General features: G+C 64.5%; 26 protein-coding genes. 16 read left to right on the top strand and 10 right to left on the bottom strand.

The window, feature by feature from the left end; genetic code table 11:
- Positions 1-70 precede the first annotated feature (70 nt).
- A complete protein-coding gene (locus tag PIGHUM_RS14775; RefSeq protein ID WP_160142283.1) occupies positions 71-829 on the top strand; it encodes a TetR/AcrR family transcriptional regulator in 759 nt (252 codons plus the stop codon).
- Positions 826-2,238 carry an FAD-binding oxidoreductase gene (locus PIGHUM_RS14770; protein WP_160142282.1) on the top strand — a complete coding sequence of 471 codons (1,413 nt, stop codon included), beginning with the start codon at positions 826-828 and terminating at the stop codon, positions 2,236-2,238. The genes PIGHUM_RS14775 and PIGHUM_RS14770 overlap by 4 nt, the downstream gene beginning before the upstream one ends.
- Positions 2,239-2,328: 90 nt before the next feature.
- Here the strand turns inward: PIGHUM_RS14770 and PIGHUM_RS14765 are convergent, their stop codons facing one another.
- The 3 genes from PIGHUM_RS14765 to PIGHUM_RS14755 form a co-directional block, all read right to left on the bottom strand.
- Positions 2,329-2,664: an SMR family transporter gene (locus PIGHUM_RS14765; RefSeq protein WP_124080326.1), complete on the bottom strand. Its 336-nt coding sequence runs from the start codon at positions 2,662-2,664 to the stop codon at positions 2,329-2,331.
- Positions 2,665-2,747: 83 nt separating this feature from the next.
- The gene (locus tag PIGHUM_RS14760) at positions 2,748-3,716 is read right to left on the bottom strand and encodes a Bug family tripartite tricarboxylate transporter substrate binding protein (protein WP_124080325.1); all 969 of its coding nucleotides are present in this window, start codon (positions 3,714-3,716) and stop codon (positions 2,748-2,750) included.
- Positions 3,717-3,784: 68 nt separating this feature from the next.
- Positions 3,785-4,921: a Rieske 2Fe-2S domain-containing protein gene (locus PIGHUM_RS14755; RefSeq protein ID WP_124080324.1), complete on the bottom strand. Its 1,137-nt coding sequence runs from the start codon at positions 4,919-4,921 to the stop codon at positions 3,785-3,787.
- Positions 4,922-5,057: 136 nt separating this feature from the next.
- Between PIGHUM_RS14755 and PIGHUM_RS14750 the strand changes: the two genes are divergently transcribed.
- Positions 5,058-5,582, top strand: a complete 525-nt coding sequence (locus PIGHUM_RS14750; protein WP_160142281.1) for a MarR family winged helix-turn-helix transcriptional regulator — start codon at positions 5,058-5,060, stop codon at positions 5,580-5,582.
- A gap of 38 nt (positions 5,583-5,620) precedes the next feature.
- Here the strand turns inward: PIGHUM_RS14750 and PIGHUM_RS14745 are convergent, their stop codons facing one another.
- Positions 5,621-6,109 carry a MarR family winged helix-turn-helix transcriptional regulator gene (locus PIGHUM_RS14745; RefSeq protein WP_124080322.1) on the bottom strand — a complete coding sequence of 163 codons (489 nt, stop codon included), beginning with the start codon at positions 6,107-6,109 and terminating at the stop codon, positions 5,621-5,623.
- A 273-nt stretch (positions 6,110-6,382) separates the two neighbouring features.
- On the opposite strand from PIGHUM_RS14745, the gene PIGHUM_RS14740 reads away from it, so the two are divergent.
- The 4 genes from PIGHUM_RS14740 (at position 6,383) to PIGHUM_RS14725 (ending at position 12,733) form a co-directional block, all read left to right on the top strand.
- A complete protein-coding gene (locus tag PIGHUM_RS14740; protein ID WP_124080321.1) occupies positions 6,383-7,510 on the top strand; it encodes a cupin domain-containing protein in 1,128 nt (375 codons plus the stop codon).
- 121 nt (positions 7,511-7,631) lie between these two features.
- Entirely contained in the window at positions 7,632-8,948 is a 1,317-nt protein-coding gene (locus PIGHUM_RS14735) for an MFS transporter (protein ID WP_124080320.1), read from the top strand.
- Between the two features lie 209 nt (positions 8,949-9,157).
- The gene (locus tag PIGHUM_RS14730; RefSeq protein ID WP_124080319.1) at positions 9,158-11,611 is read left to right on the top strand and encodes an AMP-binding protein; all 2,454 of its coding nucleotides are present in this window, start codon (positions 9,158-9,160) and stop codon (positions 11,609-11,611) included.
- Positions 11,612-11,632: 21 nt separating this feature from the next.
- On the top strand, positions 11,633-12,733 hold the full coding sequence (locus PIGHUM_RS14725; protein ID WP_124080318.1) for a CaiB/BaiF CoA transferase family protein: 1,101 nt from the start codon (positions 11,633-11,635) through the stop codon (positions 12,731-12,733).
- Here the strand turns inward: PIGHUM_RS14725 and PIGHUM_RS14720 are convergent.
- Positions 12,730-12,915 carry a DUF3008 family protein gene (locus PIGHUM_RS14720; RefSeq protein WP_124080317.1) on the bottom strand — a complete coding sequence of 62 codons (186 nt, stop codon included), beginning with the start codon at positions 12,913-12,915 and terminating at the stop codon, positions 12,730-12,732. The genes PIGHUM_RS14725 and PIGHUM_RS14720 overlap by 4 nt on opposite strands.
- Positions 12,916-13,146: 231 nt before the next feature.
- Between PIGHUM_RS14720 and PIGHUM_RS14715 the strand changes: the two genes are divergently transcribed.
- Positions 13,147-13,467, top strand: coding sequence for a hypothetical protein (locus PIGHUM_RS14715; protein ID WP_124080316.1), 321 nt, complete (start codon positions 13,147-13,149; stop codon positions 13,465-13,467).
- Positions 13,468-13,510: 43 nt separating this feature from the next.
- Here the strand turns inward: PIGHUM_RS14715 and PIGHUM_RS14710 are convergent, their stop codons facing one another.
- From PIGHUM_RS14710 to PIGHUM_RS23925, 3 genes are all read right to left on the bottom strand, one after another.
- On the bottom strand, positions 13,511-14,023 hold the full coding sequence (locus PIGHUM_RS14710; RefSeq protein WP_124080315.1) for a DUF1697 domain-containing protein: 513 nt from the start codon (positions 14,021-14,023) through the stop codon (positions 13,511-13,513).
- A 295-nt stretch (positions 14,024-14,318) separates the two neighbouring features.
- A complete protein-coding gene (locus PIGHUM_RS14705; protein WP_124080314.1) occupies positions 14,319-14,468 on the bottom strand; it encodes a helix-turn-helix transcriptional regulator in 150 nt (49 codons plus the stop codon).
- Positions 14,465-14,626 carry a hypothetical protein gene (locus PIGHUM_RS23925; RefSeq protein ID WP_160142280.1) on the bottom strand — a complete coding sequence of 54 codons (162 nt, stop codon included), beginning with the start codon at positions 14,624-14,626 and terminating at the stop codon, positions 14,465-14,467. The genes PIGHUM_RS14705 and PIGHUM_RS23925 overlap by 4 nt, the downstream gene beginning before the upstream one ends.
- Before the next feature lie 430 nt (positions 14,627-15,056).
- On the opposite strand from PIGHUM_RS23925, the gene PIGHUM_RS24440 reads away from it, so the two are divergent.
- Positions 15,057-15,227: a YdaS family helix-turn-helix protein gene (locus PIGHUM_RS24440; RefSeq protein ID WP_124080439.1), complete on the top strand. Its 171-nt coding sequence runs from the start codon at positions 15,057-15,059 to the stop codon at positions 15,225-15,227.
- Between the two features lie 633 nt (positions 15,228-15,860).
- On the opposite strand, the gene PIGHUM_RS14695 is transcribed toward PIGHUM_RS24440, so the two are convergent.
- Positions 15,861-16,136: a hypothetical protein gene (locus tag PIGHUM_RS14695; RefSeq protein ID WP_124080313.1), complete on the bottom strand. Its 276-nt coding sequence runs from the start codon at positions 16,134-16,136 to the stop codon at positions 15,861-15,863.
- 421 nt (positions 16,137-16,557) lie between these two features.
- Here PIGHUM_RS14695 and PIGHUM_RS14690 point away from each other — a divergent pair, with 421 nt between their 5' ends.
- Together PIGHUM_RS14690 and PIGHUM_RS14685 are read left to right on the top strand one after the other, a co-directional pair.
- Positions 16,558-16,863, top strand: a complete 306-nt coding sequence (locus PIGHUM_RS14690; RefSeq protein ID WP_124080312.1) for a CII family transcriptional regulator — start codon at positions 16,558-16,560, stop codon at positions 16,861-16,863.
- 8 nt (positions 16,864-16,871) lie between these two features.
- A complete protein-coding gene (locus PIGHUM_RS14685) occupies positions 16,872-17,081 on the top strand; it encodes a hypothetical protein (RefSeq protein WP_124080311.1) in 210 nt (69 codons plus the stop codon).
- Between the two features lie 10 nt (positions 17,082-17,091).
- Here PIGHUM_RS14685 and PIGHUM_RS14680 read toward each other — a convergent pair whose 3' ends face one another.
- Complete coding sequence (locus PIGHUM_RS14680; RefSeq protein ID WP_124080310.1) at positions 17,092-17,541, bottom strand: hypothetical protein; 450 nt, start codon at positions 17,539-17,541, stop codon at positions 17,092-17,094.
- Positions 17,542-17,616: 75 nt separating this feature from the next.
- On the opposite strand from PIGHUM_RS14680, the gene PIGHUM_RS14675 reads away from it, so the two are divergent.
- The 5 genes from PIGHUM_RS14675 (at position 17,617) to PIGHUM_RS14655 (ending at position 19,654) form a co-directional block, all read left to right on the top strand.
- Positions 17,617-18,093: a YdaU family protein gene (locus PIGHUM_RS14675; protein WP_124080309.1), complete on the top strand. Its 477-nt coding sequence runs from the start codon at positions 17,617-17,619 to the stop codon at positions 18,091-18,093.
- A 139-nt stretch (positions 18,094-18,232) separates the two neighbouring features.
- Positions 18,233-18,586 carry a BRO-N domain-containing protein gene (locus PIGHUM_RS14670; protein WP_124080308.1) on the top strand — a complete coding sequence of 118 codons (354 nt, stop codon included), beginning with the start codon at positions 18,233-18,235 and terminating at the stop codon, positions 18,584-18,586.
- A gap of 36 nt (positions 18,587-18,622) precedes the next feature.
- Positions 18,623-18,811 (top strand): hypothetical protein, encoded by a 189-nt coding sequence (locus tag PIGHUM_RS14665; protein WP_124080307.1) that lies wholly within the window; start codon positions 18,623-18,625, stop codon positions 18,809-18,811.
- Complete coding sequence (locus PIGHUM_RS14660) at positions 18,808-19,083, top strand: Arc family DNA-binding protein (RefSeq protein WP_124080306.1); 276 nt, start codon at positions 18,808-18,810, stop codon at positions 19,081-19,083. Before PIGHUM_RS14665 ends, PIGHUM_RS14660 begins: the two co-directional genes overlap by 4 nt.
- A gap of 175 nt (positions 19,084-19,258) precedes the next feature.
- Complete coding sequence (locus tag PIGHUM_RS14655) at positions 19,259-19,654, top strand: hypothetical protein (RefSeq protein WP_124080305.1); 396 nt, start codon at positions 19,259-19,261, stop codon at positions 19,652-19,654.
- The last annotated feature ends 8 nt before the right edge of the window (positions 19,655-19,662 follow it).

Genomic DNA, 19,662 nt, shown 5'->3' with positions numbered 1-19,662 from the left:
AGTTTTTGAACCGATGGTCAAAACACAGACCGGACTCTACATCCAATTTGAACGAACGGTCAAATTATTTATGACGACAAGAAAGAGCGAGACAGGCGAAGCCAGGTGGGACGGGCGCAAAGTGGGGCGCGACAGCCGCAGGGACGCCATCCTGAGCAGCGTCGGAAGCGTGCTGAGCAACGGCCGCCTGTCTTCGCTGACGATGCAGGACATCGCGGCCGAACTGGGCATCACCAAAGGCAATCTCTACTACTACTTCACCGATAAACAGGACATCATCTACCAGTGCCACATGCGCGCCATGGAGGCCAGCATGCTCGCGCTGGCGCGGGCGCAGCAGTCGGCCGAGCGGCCCGGCCCCAGGCTTCGGCAGCTGTTGTCGGAACATGTGAGCGGCATACTGAAAGACGGGCTGGGCAGCGTGCTGCTGACCGACCTGGAAAGCCTCCATCCCGACCAGCGCAAGTCGTATGTCGCGCTGCGCGACACCTTCGAACGCGGCGTCAGGGCCATCATCGAAGAAGGCGTCGCTGCGGGCGACTTCCACTGCTCGGACACCCGGCTCGCCGGCTTCGTCCTGCTGGGCGCCATCAACTGGATACCGAAATGGTTCCGTCCCGAGGGCGCGCTGTCGGCCGACAGCATCGCCCAGGGCGTATCCGAACTCCTGATGGGCACGCTGTGCTGCCCTCCCGGCGCACGTCCGGCGGCACAGCCCGCCCCTGGCGCCGATGCCGCTGCCCCGCAGAAGTCCGTGCCGAAACGAGCGGCCAGGAAGGTCGCTGCAAGAAAGACGCCGGCCCGCCGGACCACTGCGGCGAAAACATGATGCCCCTGCTTCCGCATGCCCTACTGGACACGCTGCGCGCCATCGTCGGCCCGCAACACGTATCGACCACCGCGGATGATCTCGCGAATGCGTCCATCGATCTCATAGACTGGCCGGGCCAGATGCCCGCGGCGTGCATCGTTCGCCCTGCGGACCGCGCGCAAGTGGCCGGGGTCGTGCGCGCCCTGCCGCAAGACGTCCCCGTCATTCCCCGGGGAGCGGGATTGTCCTATTCCGGCGGCGCGGTCCCGCACGGCCCCGCCGTCCTGCTGGACCTGCGCCGCCTGGATGAGATCGAGATCCACCCGCAGGACCTCGTTGCGCGCGTGGGCGCCGGAACGACCTGGGAGCAGTTGGCCCGGCAACTCGCCGAACATGGCCTGCGCACCGTGCAGCATCCGCCGATCTCGGGCGTCCATACGACAGTGGGCGGCGCAGCCGCCCAGGGCATGCCGGGCGGACTGGACGGCGTCGCCGGCCTGGTAGTCGTGCTGGCCAACGGCGCTATCCTGCCCGCCGGCGCGGCCGCGCAGCCGGGCTCGCCGCCGTTCCAGCGCTATTGGGGACCGGACCTGACGGGCCTGTTCCTGGGCGACTGCGGCGCCCTCGGCATCAAGACCGACATCGTGCTGCGCCTGGCGCCGCTACGCCCGGTCCGGTTCGCCTCGTTCGCCTGCGACGGCGACGCGGCCTGCGTCGCGCTCATGACGGAATTGCTGCGCCAAGGCATGGTTTACCGCGCATTCGCCAACAGCTCTTCCCGCCAGCCGGGCCAGGAGCCCGCCTGGCAACTGCACGCGGTGGTCGAAGGCGTCAACGATGCCGCGGCCGAGGCCGCTCTCGACGCCGTGCGCGCGCTGTGCCGCAACCGGGCCCGGGAAATCGACGCCACCATCCCCGGGAAACTCCATGCCAAGCCGTTCTCGGTGCGGGGATTCCTCGGCATCGAGGGGCAACGCTGGCTGCCCGTGCACGGCGTGCTGCCCTTTTCAGCCACCCTGGCATGCGTGCGGCAATTGCGCACGCTGCTCGACGCCAGGCAGCGCAGCCTGGCGGACAATGGCATCTTCCATACCCTGGCGCTGTCTTCGGTCGGGCCCTACGTGACCGTGGAACCGATGCTCTATTGGCATGACGCCCTGACTTCCCTGCACGAGGAATACCTGAACGAGACAAACCGCGCGCGCTTCGCCGGCCGCATGGACAACCAAGCCGCGCGCACCCTGGTCAAGACCGTGCGGGAAGAACTGCGCGACGCCATGGATGCCCATGGCGCCGTCCATGCCCAGATCGGCAGATATTTTTCTTATCTCGACCGGCTGGCGCCGGAGTCGGCCGACATGATGCGGCAGGTCAAGCTGCTGCTGGATCCGGAGCGCCGGCTCAACCCTGGCGTCCTGGGCCTCTAGGCCATCCGCGCACCGCAGCACGACGACGTTCCGTGCCTGCGTGCCGGATTCCGGCGCTTGACGAAAACGCGAGGAAAGACCCGCTCGGGATCAGTGCCCGGCCGTGCGCGAGAATAGATTGATCACCAGCACGCCAGCCAGAATCAGGCCGATGCCGATCAGGGCGGCGGCATCCAGCCGCTGCCCCAGCGCCAGCCAGCCGATGGCGGACACCAGCACGATGCCCGCGCCGGACCAGATGGCATAGGCCACGCCGGTCGGGATGGTGCGCAAGGTGAGCGATAGGAAAAAGAAGGCCAGCCCGTAGCCGACCACCACGACCAGGCTGGGCCACAGGCGCGTGAATCCCTCGGCCTGCTTGAGCAGGGAAGTGGCGGCCACTTCGGCGACGATGGCCAGGCCCAGATAGAGGTAATTGGAAGTCATGGTTCGCAGCAGGAAATCCGCATCGCGCCGGCGCGGCCCCGGGGGACCGGCCGGCGCGACGCAGCGGAACAGGGCCGCAAATGCTACTCCAGCTTGGCGCCCGACGTCTTCACCATCCGTTCGACCACGGGCGCCAGCAGTTCGTACTCCTTGCGGGCGTCCTCAGCCGAGTTGCCGATCGCATCCATGCCGTAGGCCTGGATGCGCGCCTGCATCTCCGGGGTCGCGATCGCCGCGCGCGCCTCCTTCTCCAGCCGCTTGGACACGGCCTCGGGCATGCCCGCCGGCGCCAGGACCGCGAACCATCCCATCGGCTTGAACTCGGGATCCTTCATGCCGGCTTCCGCCATGGTGGGCACGTCGGGAAGCTCTTTGGGCCGCTGGTCGGCAATCACGGCAAGCGCGCGCAGGCGCCCGGTCTGCAAGTGCGGCACGACCGGGCCGAGCGTCGTGAATCCCCACGATATCCTGCCCCCGACCAGTTCCTGGATCAGCGGCACCTCGCCCTTGAAAGGCACGTGCGTCATGTCGAGATTGCGCGAATGGCTCAGGTAGGAGGCGACCAGGTGGCCCGAGGTGCCCACGCCGAACGAGCCGTAGTTGACCTTGCCGCGGTTGCGCGCGGCCCACTCCATGAACTCCTTCATGTTGTGCGCCGGGATTTCGTGGTTGACCACGAGCACCAGTTGGCCGCTGGAAATCTGCGTGACGAAGCGCAAGTCCCGGTTCACGTCGTAGGGAACCTTGTCGAACATATAGGGCAGCGTCAGGACGGGTGTCGAGTTCGTGACCAGCAGGGTATGGCCGTCGGGCCTGGCGCGCGCCACCACGTTGGTGCCGAGCATGCCGGATGCGCCCGGCTTGTTCTCGACGATGAAGGTCGTGCCCAGCCGACGTCCCATTTCTTCGCCCAGCGAGCGCGCCAGCGCATCGGCGGCGCCGCCCGCCGGCTGCGGCACGACGAGGGTGATCGGCCGGCCGGGAAAGGGTTCGGCGGCTTGCAATGGTCCGCACGCCAGCGCTGCCGCCAGCAAGAGAAGGGGTTTGATCATGCGAATGTCTCCTGGTTCTGGACGGGGCCGGCGCCGGCACCGCCGGACCGCCCCGCCGGTTCGTTCATTCAGTGGGTGACGGCCGGCAGTTCGGCTCCGGCGATCTCCTTGCCGAATTCGAAATCGCCGGGCCGATGCCATGTCTTCAGCGGTTTGCCGTCGCGCAGCGCGCGCATTTCGCGTGCCCACATGCGGCGCAGTACCGCGATGGCCTTGTCCGACTGCCCGAGGTGCTCGGCGTCGCGGTCCGCGATCGCGCCCTGCCCGCCCAGCGCGACCGTATCCTGGATGATGGGCAGCAAAGGATGGTTCTGGTCCACCTCGTCCAGCGTCATTTCGCAGCGCATGACGCGCGCGGCGATCTCGGCCGGATCCTCCACGTCGCCCAGGTCGGGCAGGGCTTCGTTGAAGGTGCCGACGCGGTTGACCATGGCACTGAAGGTCGTCGTGTCGTCCATCGGCACGCGCCAGGCGAGCAGGATGGACATCTTCGTGCGGTCCTGGGGAATGGGGACTTCGCGCAGCAGGATATTCGGCATGAAGCCGTAGCCGACGCGCTGCCTGCCGTCCTGGCGCGTAGAGACCACCACCAGCCCATGCTCGGTTTCTTCCGCCGCGACCTTGGGAATCTGGTCCAGCCCGTACTTCGCCATGAGGTGCTTGTGGGTGAAGAACACGTGCGCTTCGTCGTGGTCGTTCTCCACGCGCTGGAAAAAGTTGTAGTCGAGCACGACCGCCTGGGTGAGCAGCGTGCCGCGGCTGTCGTCTTCCAGTTCGGGGAAGCGGGGAAACTCCGGCGGCTCGCCTTCTCCGACATAACAGAAAATCAGGCCCAGATACTCGCGGACCGGATAGGTGCGCAGCGACAGGCTGCGCGCATAGGCCGCGCTCTCGGCGGGAAACTCCTCTCCCCTGCCGTCCGCGTCGAACTTCCAGCCATGGTAGCGGCAGCGCACGCCGTTGTTCTCGACCCAGCCATAGGCCAGGCTCGTTCCCCGGTGGGGGCAGCGATCCTGCGTCATGCGCGGCTGGCCGTCCTGGCCGCGGTAAAGCGTGTAGTGCGCGCCCAGCAGCTTGACGCGCATCGCACGGCCGGCCACGCACTTCTCTGCCAGCGCGACCGGCTGCCAGAAGCGCGCGACCAGGCGGCCGGCGAGCGCGCCGTTCTCGACCCGGGCGAAGTCGACATCGGAATAAAGACTCATGATGGAGTTCCTCGGAAAAGGCGGATTCTTTATCGGAAAATACTATGCTTCCATAGCAATGGTAAATTTGGCGCAAAGAATCCACAATGCCTGTTTCATCCGACACACACTGGTATTTCCCCCAACCCGCCCAGCCATGACCAAATCGACGAGCAACAAGCCCTCCCCCGGGAAAATCGCCACCCAGTCTTCGGAAGACAGTGTCGGCTACCAGCTCAGCGCCACCTACCGGGTGCTCAACCGCGCGCTGCAGGCGCAGGTAGCCCGGCTCGACGTGCCTGCGGGAACCTGGATATTCCTGCGCACGATCTGGGAAGAAGACGGGCTGACGCAGCGGGAGATCGGCCGGCGGGTGGGCATCATGGAAGCGGCGGCGGGCTCGGCCCTGAACAAGCTGGAAAGCCGCGGCCTGATCCGGCGCGTCCGCAACGCCGGCGACCGGCGCAAGATCAACGTCTACCTGACCGATCGCGGCCGTGCCCTGGGACACGAGCTGATGCCCAGGGCGGACGAGTTGACCGCCCGCATGGTCGAGGGATTCGAACACTTCGAGGTGGCGCAGCTGTGCAGCTACCTGATGCGCGTCCGGCAGAACCTCCGCGCAGCCGAATCGTCGGCCGGCCTCAAGACTGAAGACGCGGAAAATACTATTGATTCGTAGTATTTAGGCATGATCCGGCACGCCGAGCCGACGGGAACCTAGATCGCCTTGTCGGGACAAGCCAGGCCTGCCGAACTGGCGGCGCGGGCAAGCCTGTCGTTCTCTCTGGTGAGGAATACCAGCAGTTCCATGAATTGGGCCCGCTTGTCCGCGGGCAGCGGATCGAGCATCCGTTCCTGCGCGCGCAGCACGGCCGGCTCGGCATCCTCTAGCAACTGCCTCCCCTCGGGCGTGGCATGCAGCAGGCGCACGCGCCGGTCCTTGGGGCTGCTGCTGCGGGTCATCAGGCCGCGGGCCTGCAGCCGATCGATGACGCTGCCTATCGTCGAGGCGTCGAAACCGATGAGCCGGGCGAGCGTGCGCTGGTCGATGCCGGGCCGGCGCAACACGGCGGAAAGCGCGGCGTATTGCACAGGCGTGACGTTCCAGGGCTGCGTGTCCTCGATGAACACCGCCACGGCGATCTGCTGGAGCCGGCGGATGTGATAGCCGGCGTACTGTTCGAGCTCTGCGGGGCTGAAATCCATGAGGCGTGGGATGGGCCGGCTGAAGACAGGTGGATGATCATAGCGTGCGCATGGGCGCTTGCCGGCCCCGTGCGGACGGACGAACACAGTAGAAACCCTAGGTTTGGAATTCCGTTGCGCCACCAACTAATAAGTGTACTTATAATAAGTGTACTTTCATGATTGCCGAAGTCCCGCAAGCCGGGTACTGCCGCCGCATAATGGGCGCGTGATAACACTGGCCAAGCGAGCCGCGGACCGATCCTCGCCCGATCATCAACCAAGGAGCCTGCCATGAACGTCGTCGATGCCACCCCCAGCGCCGTGAAACAGACGGCGCACGGCCAGCCGGACGCAAGCCCGGAGCTCGACCGCCTGTACCAGAATTTCGAGAAAGAACTGCTCGTTCCGCTGTGGACCCAGATCGGCGACCTGATGCCGATGCACCCGCGCAGCAAGGCGACTCCGCACCTGTGGCGCTGGGACCGGCTCAATGAACTGGCCGCCGAAGCAGGACACCTGGTGCCGGTGGGCCGCGGCGGCGAACGCCGCGCCATCGCGCTGGCCAATCCCTCGCTGGGCGGACGGCCCTTCGCCACGCCGACGCTCTGGGCCGCCATCCAGTACCTGATGCCCGGCGAGAACGCGCCCGAGCACCGCCATACCCAGCATGCCTTCCGCTTCATCGTCGAAGGCGAAGGGGTGTGGACGGTCGTCAACGGCGATTCGGTGCGCATGTCGCGCGGAGACTTCCTGCCTCAAGGCGGCTGGAACTGGCACGCCCACTACAACGCCGCGCGCGCCCCCATGGCCTGGATCGACGGGCTGGACATCCCCTTCGCGTACTACACCGAATCCCAGTTCTTCGAAGTCGGCCGCGACGCCTTGAGTCCCGCAGAACACACCTGCCCCGAGTTCTCCGACTCCGAACGCCTGTGGGCCCATCCCGGCCTGCTGCCGGTTTCCCAGCTCGGACAGCAGCATCCGACCACGCCGCTGCTGGCCTACCGCTGGGTCGACACCGACCGCGCCCTGAACCAGCAGCTCGCGCTCGAAGACGAGGGCCATGCGGTCACCGTCAGTCCCGGCCACGCCGCCGTGCGCTATACCAACCCGGCCAACGGCCGCGACGTGCTGCCGACCATCCGCACCGAAATGCACCGCATCCGCCGCGGCGCCGCCACGCTGGCGCGGCGCGAAGTCGGCTCGTCGGTGTTCCAGGTCTTCGAAGGGCAAGGCACGGTCACGGTGGACGACAAGCAATGGCAGGTCCGCCGCGGCGACATGTTCGTCGTGCCCTCCTGGGCGCAATTCACCGCGCGCTGCGACGCCGGCCAGGCGACGCTCGACCTGTTCCGCTTCAGCGACACCCCCATCTTCGAAGCCGTGAACGCCTATCGCACCCAAACCCTCCCCGCCTGACCGCTACCGGCCCCGCCGCATTCCCTTCTCTCCCTGACGCCCGGGCAGACGCTGCCCGGGCCTGCTCCGCAAAGCCTTCCGACCTATCCGGTCGGACCAGGCCGGCGCTCGAGAATCATCCATGACCGACACACGCTCCCTCAACGTCCAGCAGTTCATCAACACCCATCGTTTTTCTTCCACGCAGATCGTCACGCTGCTGCTGTGCTTTCTGATCGTCGCCGTAGACGGTTTCGACACCGCCTCGATCGGCTTCATCGCTCCCGCCATCCGCGATCAATGGAACCTGGACCCCGCCCATCTGGCGCCGGTCTTCGGCGCCGGGCTGTTCGGCCTGATGATAGGCGCGCTGGCCTTCGGGCCCATGGCCGACCGTGTCGGCCGCAAGACGACGCTGCTCGTCTGCACCGGCGTCTTCGGCCTGGCCTCGCTGGTCTCCGCGTGGTCCCCCTCGCTCGAATTCCTTACCGTCCTGCGCTTCCTGACCGGCCTGGGCCTGGGCGGCGCCATGCCGAATGCCATCACCCTCAGTTCGGAATATGCGCCGGACAAGCACCGCAGCGTGCTGGTCACGACCATGTTCTGCGGCTTCACCATGGGTTCGGCGCTGGGCGGCATCCTGGCGGCCTACCTCGTCGACCACCTCGGCTGGCACGCCGTGCTGCTGGTGGGCGGCATCGTCCCGTTGGCGCTGCTGCCGCTGCTGGCATGGCGCCTGCCCGAATCGGTTCGCTACATGGTGGTGCGCGGCCACGATCCGCAACGCATCAGCCGCATCCTGCAACGCATCGCGCCCGATGCGGACCTGCGCGACGTGCGCTACGACGCCGAAGCCGCTCCCGCCGGCTCGCCGGTGCGGCAGCTGTTCGACCCGCAACTGCGCCGCGGCACGCTGCTGCTGTGGGTGATGTTCTTCATGTGCATGCTGATCATCTATTTGCTCTCGAGCTGGCTGCCGACCCTGATCAAGAACACCGGCCGCTCGCTGCAGGACGCCTCCCTCGTCACCGCCATGTTCCAGGTGGGCGGCACCGTCGGCGCCATCACGCTGGGCCGGCTGATGGACAGCTTCAACCCGCAGCGCGTGCTGGCCATCGCCTATGTCGTAGGCGCGGCCTTCATCGCCATGATCGGCCATGGCGCAGCCTCGACCGTCCTGCTGGTCCTGGCCGTCACCGTCGCGGGCTTCTGCGCCTCGGGCGGACAAGTCGGCGCCAACGCGCTGGCGGCAGGCTTCTACCCCACGCCCAATCGCGCCACCGGCGTCGCCTGGGCATTGGGAATCGGCCGGATCGGCTCCATCGTGGGGTCGATGTCGGGCGGGTGGATGCTGACGGCAGGCTGGGGGATGGAAGCGGTATTCGAGGCCGTGGCCGTGCCGGCGGTGGTCGCTGCGGTCGCCGTCGTGCTGATGGGCCGCGGCAGGCAGGCCGCGTAGCCGGCGGACCGTCCGGGCGCGGCAGACGGATGGCGTCCGCCGCGCCCGGACGGATCGAACCGCACCGCAAGCCGCACCGAAACAGGATTGATCGGCTTCCGTTATCAAGACTAAAAAAATTTTTGCTTATCGTTATATACCACCGTATATAACAATCTCGCTGTCACGACGCGGAGTGAAATCCGCCTGAAAGCAAGGAGACAGCAAGAATGAAAAACCTGCGTATCAGCGATCTGGTCGCTCGCAATGCGCTGCACCGGCCGGACTCGCCCGCACTCATAGAAAGCGGCGGGCAAGTAACCTGGCGCGAACTGGACCGGAACTCCACACGCTACGCCAGCGGCCTCGGGGCGCTCGGCTTCGAACCGGGGGACCGGGTTGCGACGATTCTGCGCAACGGCCCGGCGGCGGTGGAATCGTTCTTCGTGCTGGCCAAGCTGGGACTGGTCGGCATCCCCATCAACTACAACCTGACGCCAGCCGAAATCCACACGCTGCTCGCCGATTCCCGGCCCCGGGGAATCATCGTCGATGCCGAGTTCCTCGATCAGCTGGCCCCCGTGCTCGCGGAAACCACGGCGACGGTCGCCGTTCGCAAGCCCGTCTCGCCGCTGGCCGCGGGATGGCTCGACTACGACGATGTCGCGGCGCGAGGTTCCGACTACATCGACACCCGTTCGATCGATCCGGACAGCATACGGACCATACGCTACACGAGCGGCACGACCGCCGCCCCCAAGGGCTGCCTGGGCACACACGGGCAAATCCTCTCCAGCATAGAAAACTTCCTCGCGCAGATACACATACCGCCTCGCCCCTACCTGCAAATGCTTCCGCTTTTCTCCGGGGCGGGAATCTGGATGGCGCTGGCGGCCGCCTACCAGGGCGTGGCCAACGTATTGCTGCCGGGATTCAGTTCGACCAAGGCGCTGGAAGCGATCGCCACCCACGGGGTGGGCCATGCCTGCGGCGTTCCGACCATGCTGAGCCGCATCTGCGACGAGTACGACCCGTGCAGGCACGATTTATCCAGCTTCGAGGTTTTCGGCTACACCGGCGCGAAAATGCCTCCGGCCTTGCTGCAGCGCGCCCTCGACAAATTGCCCTGCGCGTTCTACCAGGGGTTCGGCGGCGGCGAGCTGGGCGGTCTGGTTTCGTTCCTGACGCCGGAAGACCACGACTGCGCCCTCCGGTTTCCCGCGCTGAGGCACCGCCTTTCCTCGGTGGGACGCCCCGCGCAATATGCCGAAATATGTCTGCGCCAACTGGCGGAAGACGGCTCCGCGGGCAGCGACGACGCAGGAGAGATCATCGTCCGGTCGCCCAGCAATTTCAGCGGCTATTGGCAGCGCCCCGACGAGACCTCCCACGCCTTGCAGGGCGAGTGGGTTCACACAGGGGACGTCGGCCGCTTCGATGCCGACGGCTATCTCTACGTCATCGACCGGGTCAAGGACATGGTGGTGAGCGGCGGCATGAACGTCTCGTCCGCCGAAGTCGAGGCCGTCCTGTCGGAACATCCGCGCGTCCACAGCGTGGCGGTGATCGGGCTTCCGGACGATGAATGGGGCGAAGTGGTCACTGCCGTCGTCAAGCTGCTGCCGGGCGATCCGGTCCCGGAGGCGGAGCTGCTGGCCTACGCCAGGTCCAGGCTGGCCGGATACAAGGCTCCCAAGCAGATCAGGTTCGTCGACGACTTCCCGCTCAACAGCGCCGGGAAGGTACTCAAGCGCGAATTGCGCCGCCGCTATTGCGCGCCGGCTTCATCCCGGCAGGCCGATGCGCCCGCCGCCCCCCTTTCTCAAGGAGACACTTCCATGCAGTGGCAACCCGACCCATCCGCCGGCCCGCAAGGCTATATCGTCCAACCGGAAACGTTCCAGTTCCTGGACATCAGCCTTCCCCAGGAAGGCATCGCACAGATCACGCTGAACCGGCCGGACAAGCTCAATGCCTTCAACTCGGCGATGATCGGAGAAATCCGGGCGGCCCTGTGGAAGATGAATTTCGACGACCGGGTGCGCGTGATCGTGGTGACCGGCGCCGGACGCGGCTTCAGCGCGGGCCGCGACGTCAAGGAGCTCCAGGGCGAACGCGCCATGCCCCTGCCCCAGTACCGCGCTTACGTGCGGGCGAACCACGACATGCTCAACGATCTCGAACAGATCGAGAAGCCGATCATCGCGGCCATCAATGGCGTGTGCGCCGGCGGGGGCGTGGAATTGGCGGCATCCTGCGACTTCCGCTTCGCCTCGGAAACCGCCACCTTCCTCCTGCCCGAGATCTTCATCGGCGTCATTCCCGCTTCGGGAGCATGCTCGCGCATGATCCAGATGATCGGCATCGAAAACGTCAAGGATCTCGTCATGACGGGCCGGACCGTCGATGCACGGGAAATTCGCGAGATGGGCTTCGTACGCCGCGTCGTCTCCCCGGACAGCCTGCTCGAGGACGTCTACGCGTTTGCCCGCCAGCTCATGCGGGGCGCTCCCCTGGCGGTGGGCATAGGCAAGCAGGTCACCAACACGTGCCAGAATGTGGATACGGAAACGGGCCGCATCCTGGAGCGCCTTGCCCAGTCTTCGCTGGTCGGCTCGCTCGATTCGACCGAAGGCATCAAAGCCTTCCTCGACAAGCGCGCTCCGGGCTTCAACGGCCAATAATCGACAAAGATAGGAGTACCCGTGAAACTGAATGGGATACGCGTCCTGGACTTCTCCAGGCACATGGCCGGACCGCTGGTGTCGTGCATCATGGCCGACCACGGCGCGGACGTCATCAAGATCGAGCCGCCTGCCGGCGACCCGACGCGGCAAGGCTCCCCGCGCCATCCCGACCAGCCCTTCGGGTGCTCCTACACGGCGCTGAACCGCGGCAAGCGCAGCATTGCCCTGGACTTGAAAAACACCGAAGATCTGGACAAGGCCTTGTCGCTGATCAGGCAGGCCGACGTGCTCATCGAGGCATTCTCCCCCGGTGTTGCCGACCGGCTGGGCATAGGCCATGCGGCGGCCGCGGGGCTCAACCCGAACCTGGTGTACTGCTCGATCACGGCATTCGGCCAGTCCGGGCCGCTCAAATCGGTCGCCGGCCACGATCCCGTCATCCAGGCAGCCGCCGGCACCCTCCCGCGCGACGAAAGCGGCGCCCCGGTTTTCCCGGCGGTATCGCTGGCGGCCTTTGCCGGCGCGTACGCCGCCTTGTCGGGCATTCTGATGGCGCTATACGCGGCGCGGGCAGGCCACGGCGGCGACTATCTCGATCTCTCGCTGCACGACGTGGCGTTGACGGCGCGTCCCACGACTGCGCTGCAGATGCTCACATCGCCGGGCGACCCGGTCCATGACTTCGGCGCAGGCATCGCCATGCTGCAGCCCTATCGAACGGCCGACGAGGCTTGGCTGCTGCTGGGAGGAAACGAATTGCCGCAAGCCCGGCGCCTGTTCACCGCGCTGGGCCGCGAGGATCTCATCGGCGCGGCCGCCGGGCCTGCGGGCGCCAGACAGCCGGCCGTGCGCGCGTTTCTGTCGGCCGAGTTCCGAACCAGAACGCTCAAACAATGGATGGCGTGGTGCAACGAGCACGCCATCCATGCCAGCCCGGTCCTGGAATTGGACCAGGCATTGACGCATGAGCATGCCGCGGCGCGCGAAATGGTCGTCCACGACGCGCTCGGGCTGCCGCATCTCGCATCGCCCCTACGCTTCGGCACCCAGCCGGCCAGGCCGTCGCTGGCTGCGGCGGCGCTGAACGAGCACGCCAGCGCCTGGGACGAGTGGCGCTAGCCGTGCTTGTGGGCGGGCTTGCCCTTCTGCTTGGTCGACGCCATGGTGTGCAATTCCTTCTCGCTCATGGACTTGTACATGGACTTCGACGCGCCTTGCAGCTCGCCGACCTTGCGTTCGCCGCGCTTGGCCGACAGGGCCGCGCCGGCGGCCATTTGCTGCGCCTTCGATTTGGCTGGCATGTTGACCTCCTGGAATGATTGCGGGTGTTGCTCCGCACTTTCCATGCCCGGCGGCGCCGATTCGATCGGCGTGAGTTGCATGAAGTCCATCCACCGATGCTACTGATCCGTTGCCAGCATTGCTCGAGCGCAACGCTACGGCGTCCGCGATGACAAAGGCAGGCATGCGGCCTGCGACACAAGTCCGTGGACGACTGCATAACGTGCTCAAGCCTCGAACCGGAGAAACGCATGGAAACGCTCACCAAGGTATTCCCCTATCTGGCCCGAACTGGCATCCAATACCAAGTCGAGATCCACCTGGGACGGGATCCGGACACCGGGCTCTACAGCGGACGGGCCCAGGCCTATGAAGGCGCTCCGAACGACAGCGCCTACGTGGGCAATGCCGTGACGGTATGGCCGTTCGCGGCGGCGTCCGGCGATGAAGCGCTGGACAGCGCGCTGGCGCAAATCGGGAACGATCTGGATGAAGGCTTGCTACAGACGCCGGGGGTGCTGGGCGAGCATGTCGCGGAGAACTCGCGCAGAGAGGCGGACGCAGTGGATTGACGCCACGCGCGGAGAGGCGTCCTCCAACGCATGGCATCCGTAGTCAAATCGAAGCCGCGAGTTCGACGAGCTTGGAGATGGTGTTGATGTTCCGGGCAGTGCCATGAGCCGCGCACGGAATTCTGAGCTTCGAGCGGCCCATGCCGGAACCATAGGCTACGTAAATTTCCCGCCGGCCCAAGCGGACCTGCTCATCCTGCCTGCCCCGCACCGAATCGAGCGTGTCGGCGGGCAGAGGATGGTCTAGGAAAATGGCAACCGTCCAGTTGGGAGGAGCATCGCGAAATGGGTTGGCCTCGAGCACTTCGGCCATTTCTTTCGCCGTCCGCACGATGACCCCGACCGATTTGCCGGCATAGTCTTTCAGGCGTTTCTCAAGCGCAGCCTTGATCTCGGAACCGGATCGGTCGGCCGAGAAAACCACGTTGCCGCTTGCGATATAGGTCTGGACCCCATCGAAGCCCTCGGCGACGCACATCGCCTTCAACTCGGCCATTGGCAGCTTGCCGGTTCCGCCGACGTTCACGGCGCGAAGCAGCACAACATACGAAGCCATCCAGTCTCCTTCCTGGTTCTGGAAGCCGCTATCGAGCAACTTCCCGATCGGGGGTCAGAGGGCGTGACGCTGTTGTCCATGGGCGCTGCGCCATTCATCGGGAAACTGGCGGAGGCGATGGACTCCCAACGGTTACCGAAAAGCCGCGCCAGGTTTGAATCCCACTCTTGTGAATTGCGCTCACCCCCATTATCACCCCTGTGCAAAGGGAAAGGCCGCGCCCTCCCCTTTCTCACCCCGCACTGGGTTCGGCCAGGGCGTCTACCGACACCCGAACGCTCGCGCGATCCCTCAGTCACGCATCAATTTCCTCTTCTGACCAGGCCACCCGGTTGTCCGAGATGCGGAACGGCTTGGGAAATTTGTCCTCCGCAATCATTTTGTACACGGTGGACTGACCGAGCGACACCTTTTTCAGGACATCCTTGATTTTCAGGGCATTCATTTGCACGGCTCCATTTCAACAGCCGTCGCCTTGACCGCGGCGCGCCATTGGGCAGCCAGCCAGCGCTCGGCCAGCTGCGATATCTCTGGATCCTGCGCGGCCAGTACCTTTCGGGCGTCGGATAGGCAGGCGATGGGGATGTAGGCGTCGTCGGTCATGGTAAAAATCATCATCCGAGGAGGAGAGTCCATGAGCAAGCGGGAATACCGGCACAGCGGTTGCCTTTTTGAATTGCATACAAAGCAGCGCCAGGATGGATGGTCGAAGTGGTGCGAACAGCCGAAGACGTCGACTCTGGGCGCCTTGTGAAGGCGTCCCTACCGGATATTGGCCCTTTCGCGACCGAGGACGATGCGTTCGAAGCCGGTGAGAAAGAGGCGGCGAAGCACTCATAGCGCGATCCTCCGAAACTCCACCACCCACACCCAAGGATTGGCCGCCCAACTGCCGAGCCCGTTAATGCGCTCCCATAGCCCGGCATAGCCATTGCGGTGCGGAGTCGCGTTGCGCTGCGCTTGCGACATTGCTGGCGGACAGGCCGCACTCGCGAAGGCCATCGGCACGGTTGGTCAGCGCATCGACAACTAGCTGAAGCGCGATAAGGTCATCAGCTCTGATTTCTGCCCAGCGATTGAGTTGGCGACGAATGGTGCCGTGCGCTGGGAAGACCTTCGCCCCGATGTCCGCTGGGACGTCCTGCGCCCATCCGGCGCGATCACCCCCACCCACCCCGAGCCGCAAGAGGCGAGCCATGCGTGATGCCCCGTCTCGGCCCATGGTTCGCTGAGGGCGCCAGATCTTGATCCGACAGCGAACACGGGACATCCCGAACCCCGCCGCCAAGCTGGAGCGGCGGCACCTCGTGGCCGTCAGCCATGATCGCCTGAAGGAAATTTTCAGCGTTCCGGCGGAATATCTGCAGCCTGATGAAAGCGCTCCAGCGTCTGGCGCATGCCGCGCAGAAAATCCTCTGATACGCGACTAGTACGGCCATCGCTTCGCACGCTTCTTCCGCGTCTGCGAGCGCTCGCCGCAGCGGTTCTTTGCCGGGGGCTGCGTTGAGAAAAACCATGATCACTGCCGACATTGCGTACAGGTTGCCGGTGACGAACACCAGTCGATCCTCGTATCCTGCACCTTCTTTTCCATGGCCATGAAAGGCTCCTTTTCCGTGGTTGGCTGGGGTCGGATCCGCCAGTGTACGGAAAGGGAGCCGGGCACCCCCGAGCCCGCGCACAGCGGGGAGACGGACCATGCGTAATGCCAAACTCACACAATACCGCTCCTAGCGCTTGTGGCCCGTCCACCTCGTGGCCAAGGCCTTTGGTGTTCTGGTGAAGGTGGACGGGTTTCCGTTCAGGTCGAACCGGCTTTGCGACCTGACGCCGGGTGTCAGCGGTTCCAATGTTGCTGGATCGCGGTTGTCACCTGATCGGGAAGGTTGAACCAGTAGGCGTCCTTGGCGTCGATGACCACTAGTTTGTCGTTCCGATCCATGGACTTCCAGACGTGCTCTGCTGCTTGTTGCGCTGAGAGATTGGTATGGACGTAGTAGAGCGAGTAGTGAACCTTCAGCCAGCCGCCAAGCGACTCGATTGCAGCAGTCACCTTCGGGTAGTTCTGGCCAGGTGCCATGAGGTCGTACGAAATGAACAGATTGTTTGCCATGAGGGTTCCTTTGGGTGGTGGTTACGGGTTGGTCGCCCAAACCGGTTGTACCGCCCAGATGGAGCCCTCGCCAATCCCAAGGGTGTGCTAATGCCCGCCCCCTTCTCGCCCATCTGCCGCAGCAGCGCAGCAAGCTGGGACGTTGTGTCCTCCCGGCGCTGCTCGCGCTCGAGCTGGCCGAACACGTCCAGTACGGCGCGCTTGGACGGCGATTTGATCTCCTGCCGCGCAATGATCCGAGCCACGTGCAGCAGCGGCTGCACGGTGATGGCCGCGGCGATCTCTGCCCGCGGCACGCCCACGCTCTCGGCCTGTTCGATCCAGTCCCCGAAACGCATAACCGTTCCCTCCAAAAGGGGCAGTGTCCTGCCGGACGTCGGACGCGTCGATTGTGGGATGTGCATATGAAAGAAAGCGTGTGATGTCCATGCAGCCAGTGTCCCCCGCCGACGTTGAAAGCACCCGCAAGATCGGTGCACGGCTTTACGCCGAGGTCTTGCAGCGGCTTGCCGAAGTCACGCAAGAGCGTGCAGCCGATTTCATGGACGTTTCGCCCAGCACCATCAGTCGCGCCAAGGAAGACGTGGAGCGCGCCTGCCAGCTCATGGCGGCGCTCGGCTTTCAGTTGGCCCCCACCGATGCCGGCGTGGTCGATCAGGCCGAACAGATGACTGTGGAAAGCCTGGCGTTCAAGTATCTGCAGGCCAGGCAAGAGGCCTGGGAATAGGGCCATCGATGACCCAGCGAACATCCACCACCGCGGCCCTGATGGGCCGGAACCCGGCGTTCCAGCGCTACCTCGGCGCCGACAACGAACAGGCCGCCCGCGATGCGCTGTGCCGACGCTGCGAGATCGAGAGCCGGCGCGAGCTGGATACCGATCCCCGGGCGGCAGAGCGGTTTCCTGCACTGCGGCAAGGGTTTGCGTGTGAGACAACGAAATGACGCATGCCGATCAGCGCTTTTCCTCAGCATTGCGCAATGCCTTAGCTGCGGCGCCAGCCATTCTATCGGCCGATTCGCTCATCCTCAGCATGAGATCGCTACCAGCCTCCTCGCGACGTTCCTGGCGTGTCCGCGGCGGGTCTACCCCGAGACCGGAGGCAAGAGCCAAAAGGCGAACCAAGTGCTCTTTGGACGATGCCAAAGCGCTCCCGATTTCCGCGGCTGCGGAGAATGGTCCCGACTCGGACAGCGATCTCAGTATGGCGGCGATGTCCACCATGCTTAGAACCACCTCGTGCCGATATTCGCCCTGCAACGCAGGATCTAGGGTCGGCGACAGCGCAAGATGGATTTCCGGGGAATCCGCGGAGCCAAGATCAAACGACACGCGCGCCTCATGCTCGCAAGAAATCTCTGATACCCCGTGGAATTTGTTGTGCCCGTTTCGAAGAATCTTCATACCCGCCTCTCCTCACAATTTCTTTGAGATGGTAATGCCAGATGCGCCACCTGCGTTTTATAGACAGGCAGCCACATGATCAGCTACAACCACCACCTGGGCGACTACGCCAAGAACACGGCCCACCTGTCCATGCTCGAGGACGGCGCCTATCGCCGGCTGCTCGACCTCTACTACCTGCACGAGCAGCGCCTCCCCGCCGAGAAGCGCGCCCTGTATCGCCTGGTCCGGGCCGCCGCGCCGTCCGAACGCAAGGCCGTGGACATCATCCTGGAGGAGCTCTTCCAGCGAACCGATGAGGGCTGGCTGCATTCCCGGTGCGAAGAAGAGATCGCCAAATACCGGGAGAAATCGGATAAAGCGCGCACGTCTGCCGCACGCCGTTGGCAGGGCAATTCGCAAAGCCAACGCAAAGCGAACGCACATGCCAACGCATCCGAAGATGGCATGCGAATGCATAGCGAAGGCAATGCTAACCACAAACCAGTATCGCGGCCGGCGGTGCGCGGCAGGACGTCGCGCTGGCCAGGATCGCCACCGGCTCGATGCTGATGGTACGATCCGCGCCTTCAACGTCTTGGGATAAGAGCGGCGCTGTCTTATCGGTGCTAATTCTGTCTTCGGCATGGTGTCCACCTAAATACGTGGACGCTAGTTTCTCGCCTCGTTAAGGAGAAGATGGGTTTGCCGGGTGCTTACGGAAGCCCGCATCATCTCGGAACCCGATCTGTTCCGCCTCGTGGTGAACAGCCAGCTTCCCGCCGCCGAGAAGTTCGAGCGCTGGGTGTTCGAAGAAGTCCTGCCCGAAATTCGCAAGACTGGCAGCTACCAGGCCCCTTCGCCGGCCAAGATATGGATCGAGGCCGCAAGGGCGTTTCAGCCGCTGTTCCGCGCCGCCCGGACACTCGGGTGCGACAAGAACGCCGCGGCCATCGCCGCCAACCAAGCCGTGCAGTCGGTGACGCAAATCAACCTGCTGGAAAAGCTGGGGCAGACGCACCTGGAAGCCGCCAACCAGGAGGCCCACTACTTCACGCCCACCTAGTTGGTTCAGATGATGGGCGGCGTATCGGGTCGGAAGATGAACCTGCTGCTGGCCGAAGCCGGCCTGCAGGCCAAGCGCGGCGACGACTGGGAAGCACTGGAAGCCGGCCAGGCGTTTGCCCGCATCTATGACACTGGCAAGAAACACGGTTCTGGAGTGCTTATCCAACAGGTCAAGTGGGCATCCAGCGTGTTGCCGCTGCTCACGCGCGAGGAAGTGGCATGAGTCGCAGCGACGACAAGTTCATGCTTCGCTTCCCCGGTGGCATGCGCGCCCGCCTCAAAGCCCAGGCCGCCCGCAACCGCCGCAGCATGAACGCCGAGCTGATCATCTTGATCGAAGCCGGCTTGCAATCCGCCACCGTAAACCGTTCGAATCCCGGCCGGTTGCCCATGTCAAGCGAATCAATTCACATGACTTCGGCCAGCGATGACCCTACGATTTCTAGCGAAGACGGCACTCAACCCACCGACCCGACGGAGGCCCCCACATCATGACGCGCCAAAACAATGAACCGTTCCAGGCGCAGCACTCGACGATGCCATACTGCCCACACAATTTCTGGCCCCTCGGAAATCTGCACATGAAACGTTTCACAAAGACACCGGCTTCGGCCCGCATCAGAATCGGCAACACGGTCCTTCCCTGACCCGGAACCTATGGATTTGTCTCATGAAACCGACAAAAAACAGCCCGGAATTTCACTTCAGAAAAGTGAATTTCTCCCTCGGAAATGAAGCCTTGTCTTGCTCAGCCGTTTTGGCAAGCTTGGTCCAGACGGTCGATAAGGCCGAAAAAGAAAACGCCCCGCTGGCGGCAACCTGCGAGGCATTGTATGTAGTCAGAACCCAAGTCAATAGGAACTTTCCACGCATGGACGCTAACACACAGCCTCTCAGGAGGCAAGGCAACGTCGTATTCCTGCCCTCCTTCGGGCAGCCCAAGCTGAAGCAGCAGATCTGGCGCCAATTGAGGTTGGCGCAGCGCCGGGCGGTGGTACCCCTGATGTACCACTGGCCAGTTGACCGGTCGCCCACTTTTTCGGGCGCCATGCCGAGGCAAGCGTAAGCCACGTA

The organism is Pigmentiphaga humi, assembly GCF_900606115.1.
GTDB classification, from domain to species: domain Bacteria; phylum Pseudomonadota; class Gammaproteobacteria; order Burkholderiales; family Burkholderiaceae_B; genus Pigmentiphaga; species Pigmentiphaga humi.
This window is presented reverse-complemented; position numbering and strand designations above follow the sequence as displayed.

Coding starts and splice junctions, on each gene's coding strand:
- PIGHUM_RS14720 (WP_124080317.1), bottom strand. CDS start 12,915: ATGCCAGCCAAATCGAAGGCGCAGCAAATGGCCGCCGGCGCGGCCCTG.
- PIGHUM_RS14695 (WP_124080313.1), bottom strand. CDS start 16,136: ATGGCAAACAATCTGTTCATTTCGTACGACCTCATGGCACCTGGCCAG.
- PIGHUM_RS14660 (WP_124080306.1), top strand. CDS start 18,808: ATGAGTCGCAGCGACGACAAGTTCATGCTTCGCTTCCCCGGTGGCATG.
- PIGHUM_RS14735 (WP_124080320.1), top strand. CDS start 7,632: ATGACCGACACACGCTCCCTCAACGTCCAGCAGTTCATCAACACCCAT.
- PIGHUM_RS14730 (WP_124080319.1), top strand. CDS start 9,158: ATGAAAAACCTGCGTATCAGCGATCTGGTCGCTCGCAATGCGCTGCAC.
- PIGHUM_RS14710 (WP_124080315.1), bottom strand. CDS start 14,023: ATGGCTTCGTATGTTGTGCTGCTTCGCGCCGTGAACGTCGGCGGAACC.
- PIGHUM_RS14745 (WP_124080322.1), bottom strand. CDS start 6,109: ATGGATTTCAGCCCCGCAGAGCTCGAACAGTACGCCGGCTATCACATC.
- PIGHUM_RS14775 (WP_160142283.1), top strand. CDS start 71: ATGACGACAAGAAAGAGCGAGACAGGCGAAGCCAGGTGGGACGGGCGC.
- PIGHUM_RS14750 (WP_160142281.1), top strand. CDS start 5,058: ATGACCAAATCGACGAGCAACAAGCCCTCCCCCGGGAAAATCGCCACC.
- PIGHUM_RS14705 (WP_124080314.1), bottom strand. CDS start 14,468: ATGAATGCCCTGAAAATCAAGGATGTCCTGAAAAAGGTGTCGCTCGGT.
- PIGHUM_RS14675 (WP_124080309.1), top strand. CDS start 17,617: ATGATCAGCTACAACCACCACCTGGGCGACTACGCCAAGAACACGGCC.
- PIGHUM_RS14680 (WP_124080310.1), bottom strand. CDS start 17,541: ATGAAGATTCTTCGAAACGGGCACAACAAATTCCACGGGGTATCAGAG.
- PIGHUM_RS14770 (WP_160142282.1), top strand. CDS start 826: ATGATGCCCCTGCTTCCGCATGCCCTACTGGACACGCTGCGCGCCATC.
- PIGHUM_RS14765 (WP_124080326.1), bottom strand. CDS start 2,664: ATGACTTCCAATTACCTCTATCTGGGCCTGGCCATCGTCGCCGAAGTG.
- PIGHUM_RS14755 (WP_124080324.1), bottom strand. CDS start 4,921: ATGAGTCTTTATTCCGATGTCGACTTCGCCCGGGTCGAGAACGGCGCG.
- PIGHUM_RS14715 (WP_124080316.1), top strand. CDS start 13,147: ATGGAAACGCTCACCAAGGTATTCCCCTATCTGGCCCGAACTGGCATC.
- PIGHUM_RS14655 (WP_124080305.1), top strand. CDS start 19,259: ATGAAACCGACAAAAAACAGCCCGGAATTTCACTTCAGAAAAGTGAAT.
- PIGHUM_RS23925 (WP_160142280.1), bottom strand. CDS start 14,626: ATGACCGACGACGCCTACATCCCCATCGCCTGCCTATCCGACGCCCGA.
- PIGHUM_RS14665 (WP_124080307.1), top strand. CDS start 18,623: ATGAACCTGCTGCTGGCCGAAGCCGGCCTGCAGGCCAAGCGCGGCGAC.
- PIGHUM_RS14740 (WP_124080321.1), top strand. CDS start 6,383: ATGAACGTCGTCGATGCCACCCCCAGCGCCGTGAAACAGACGGCGCAC.
- PIGHUM_RS14685 (WP_124080311.1), top strand. CDS start 16,872: ATGACCCAGCGAACATCCACCACCGCGGCCCTGATGGGCCGGAACCCG.
- PIGHUM_RS14760 (WP_124080325.1), bottom strand. CDS start 3,716: ATGATCAAACCCCTTCTCTTGCTGGCGGCAGCGCTGGCGTGCGGACCA.
- PIGHUM_RS14690 (WP_124080312.1), top strand. CDS start 16,558: ATGTCCATGCAGCCAGTGTCCCCCGCCGACGTTGAAAGCACCCGCAAG.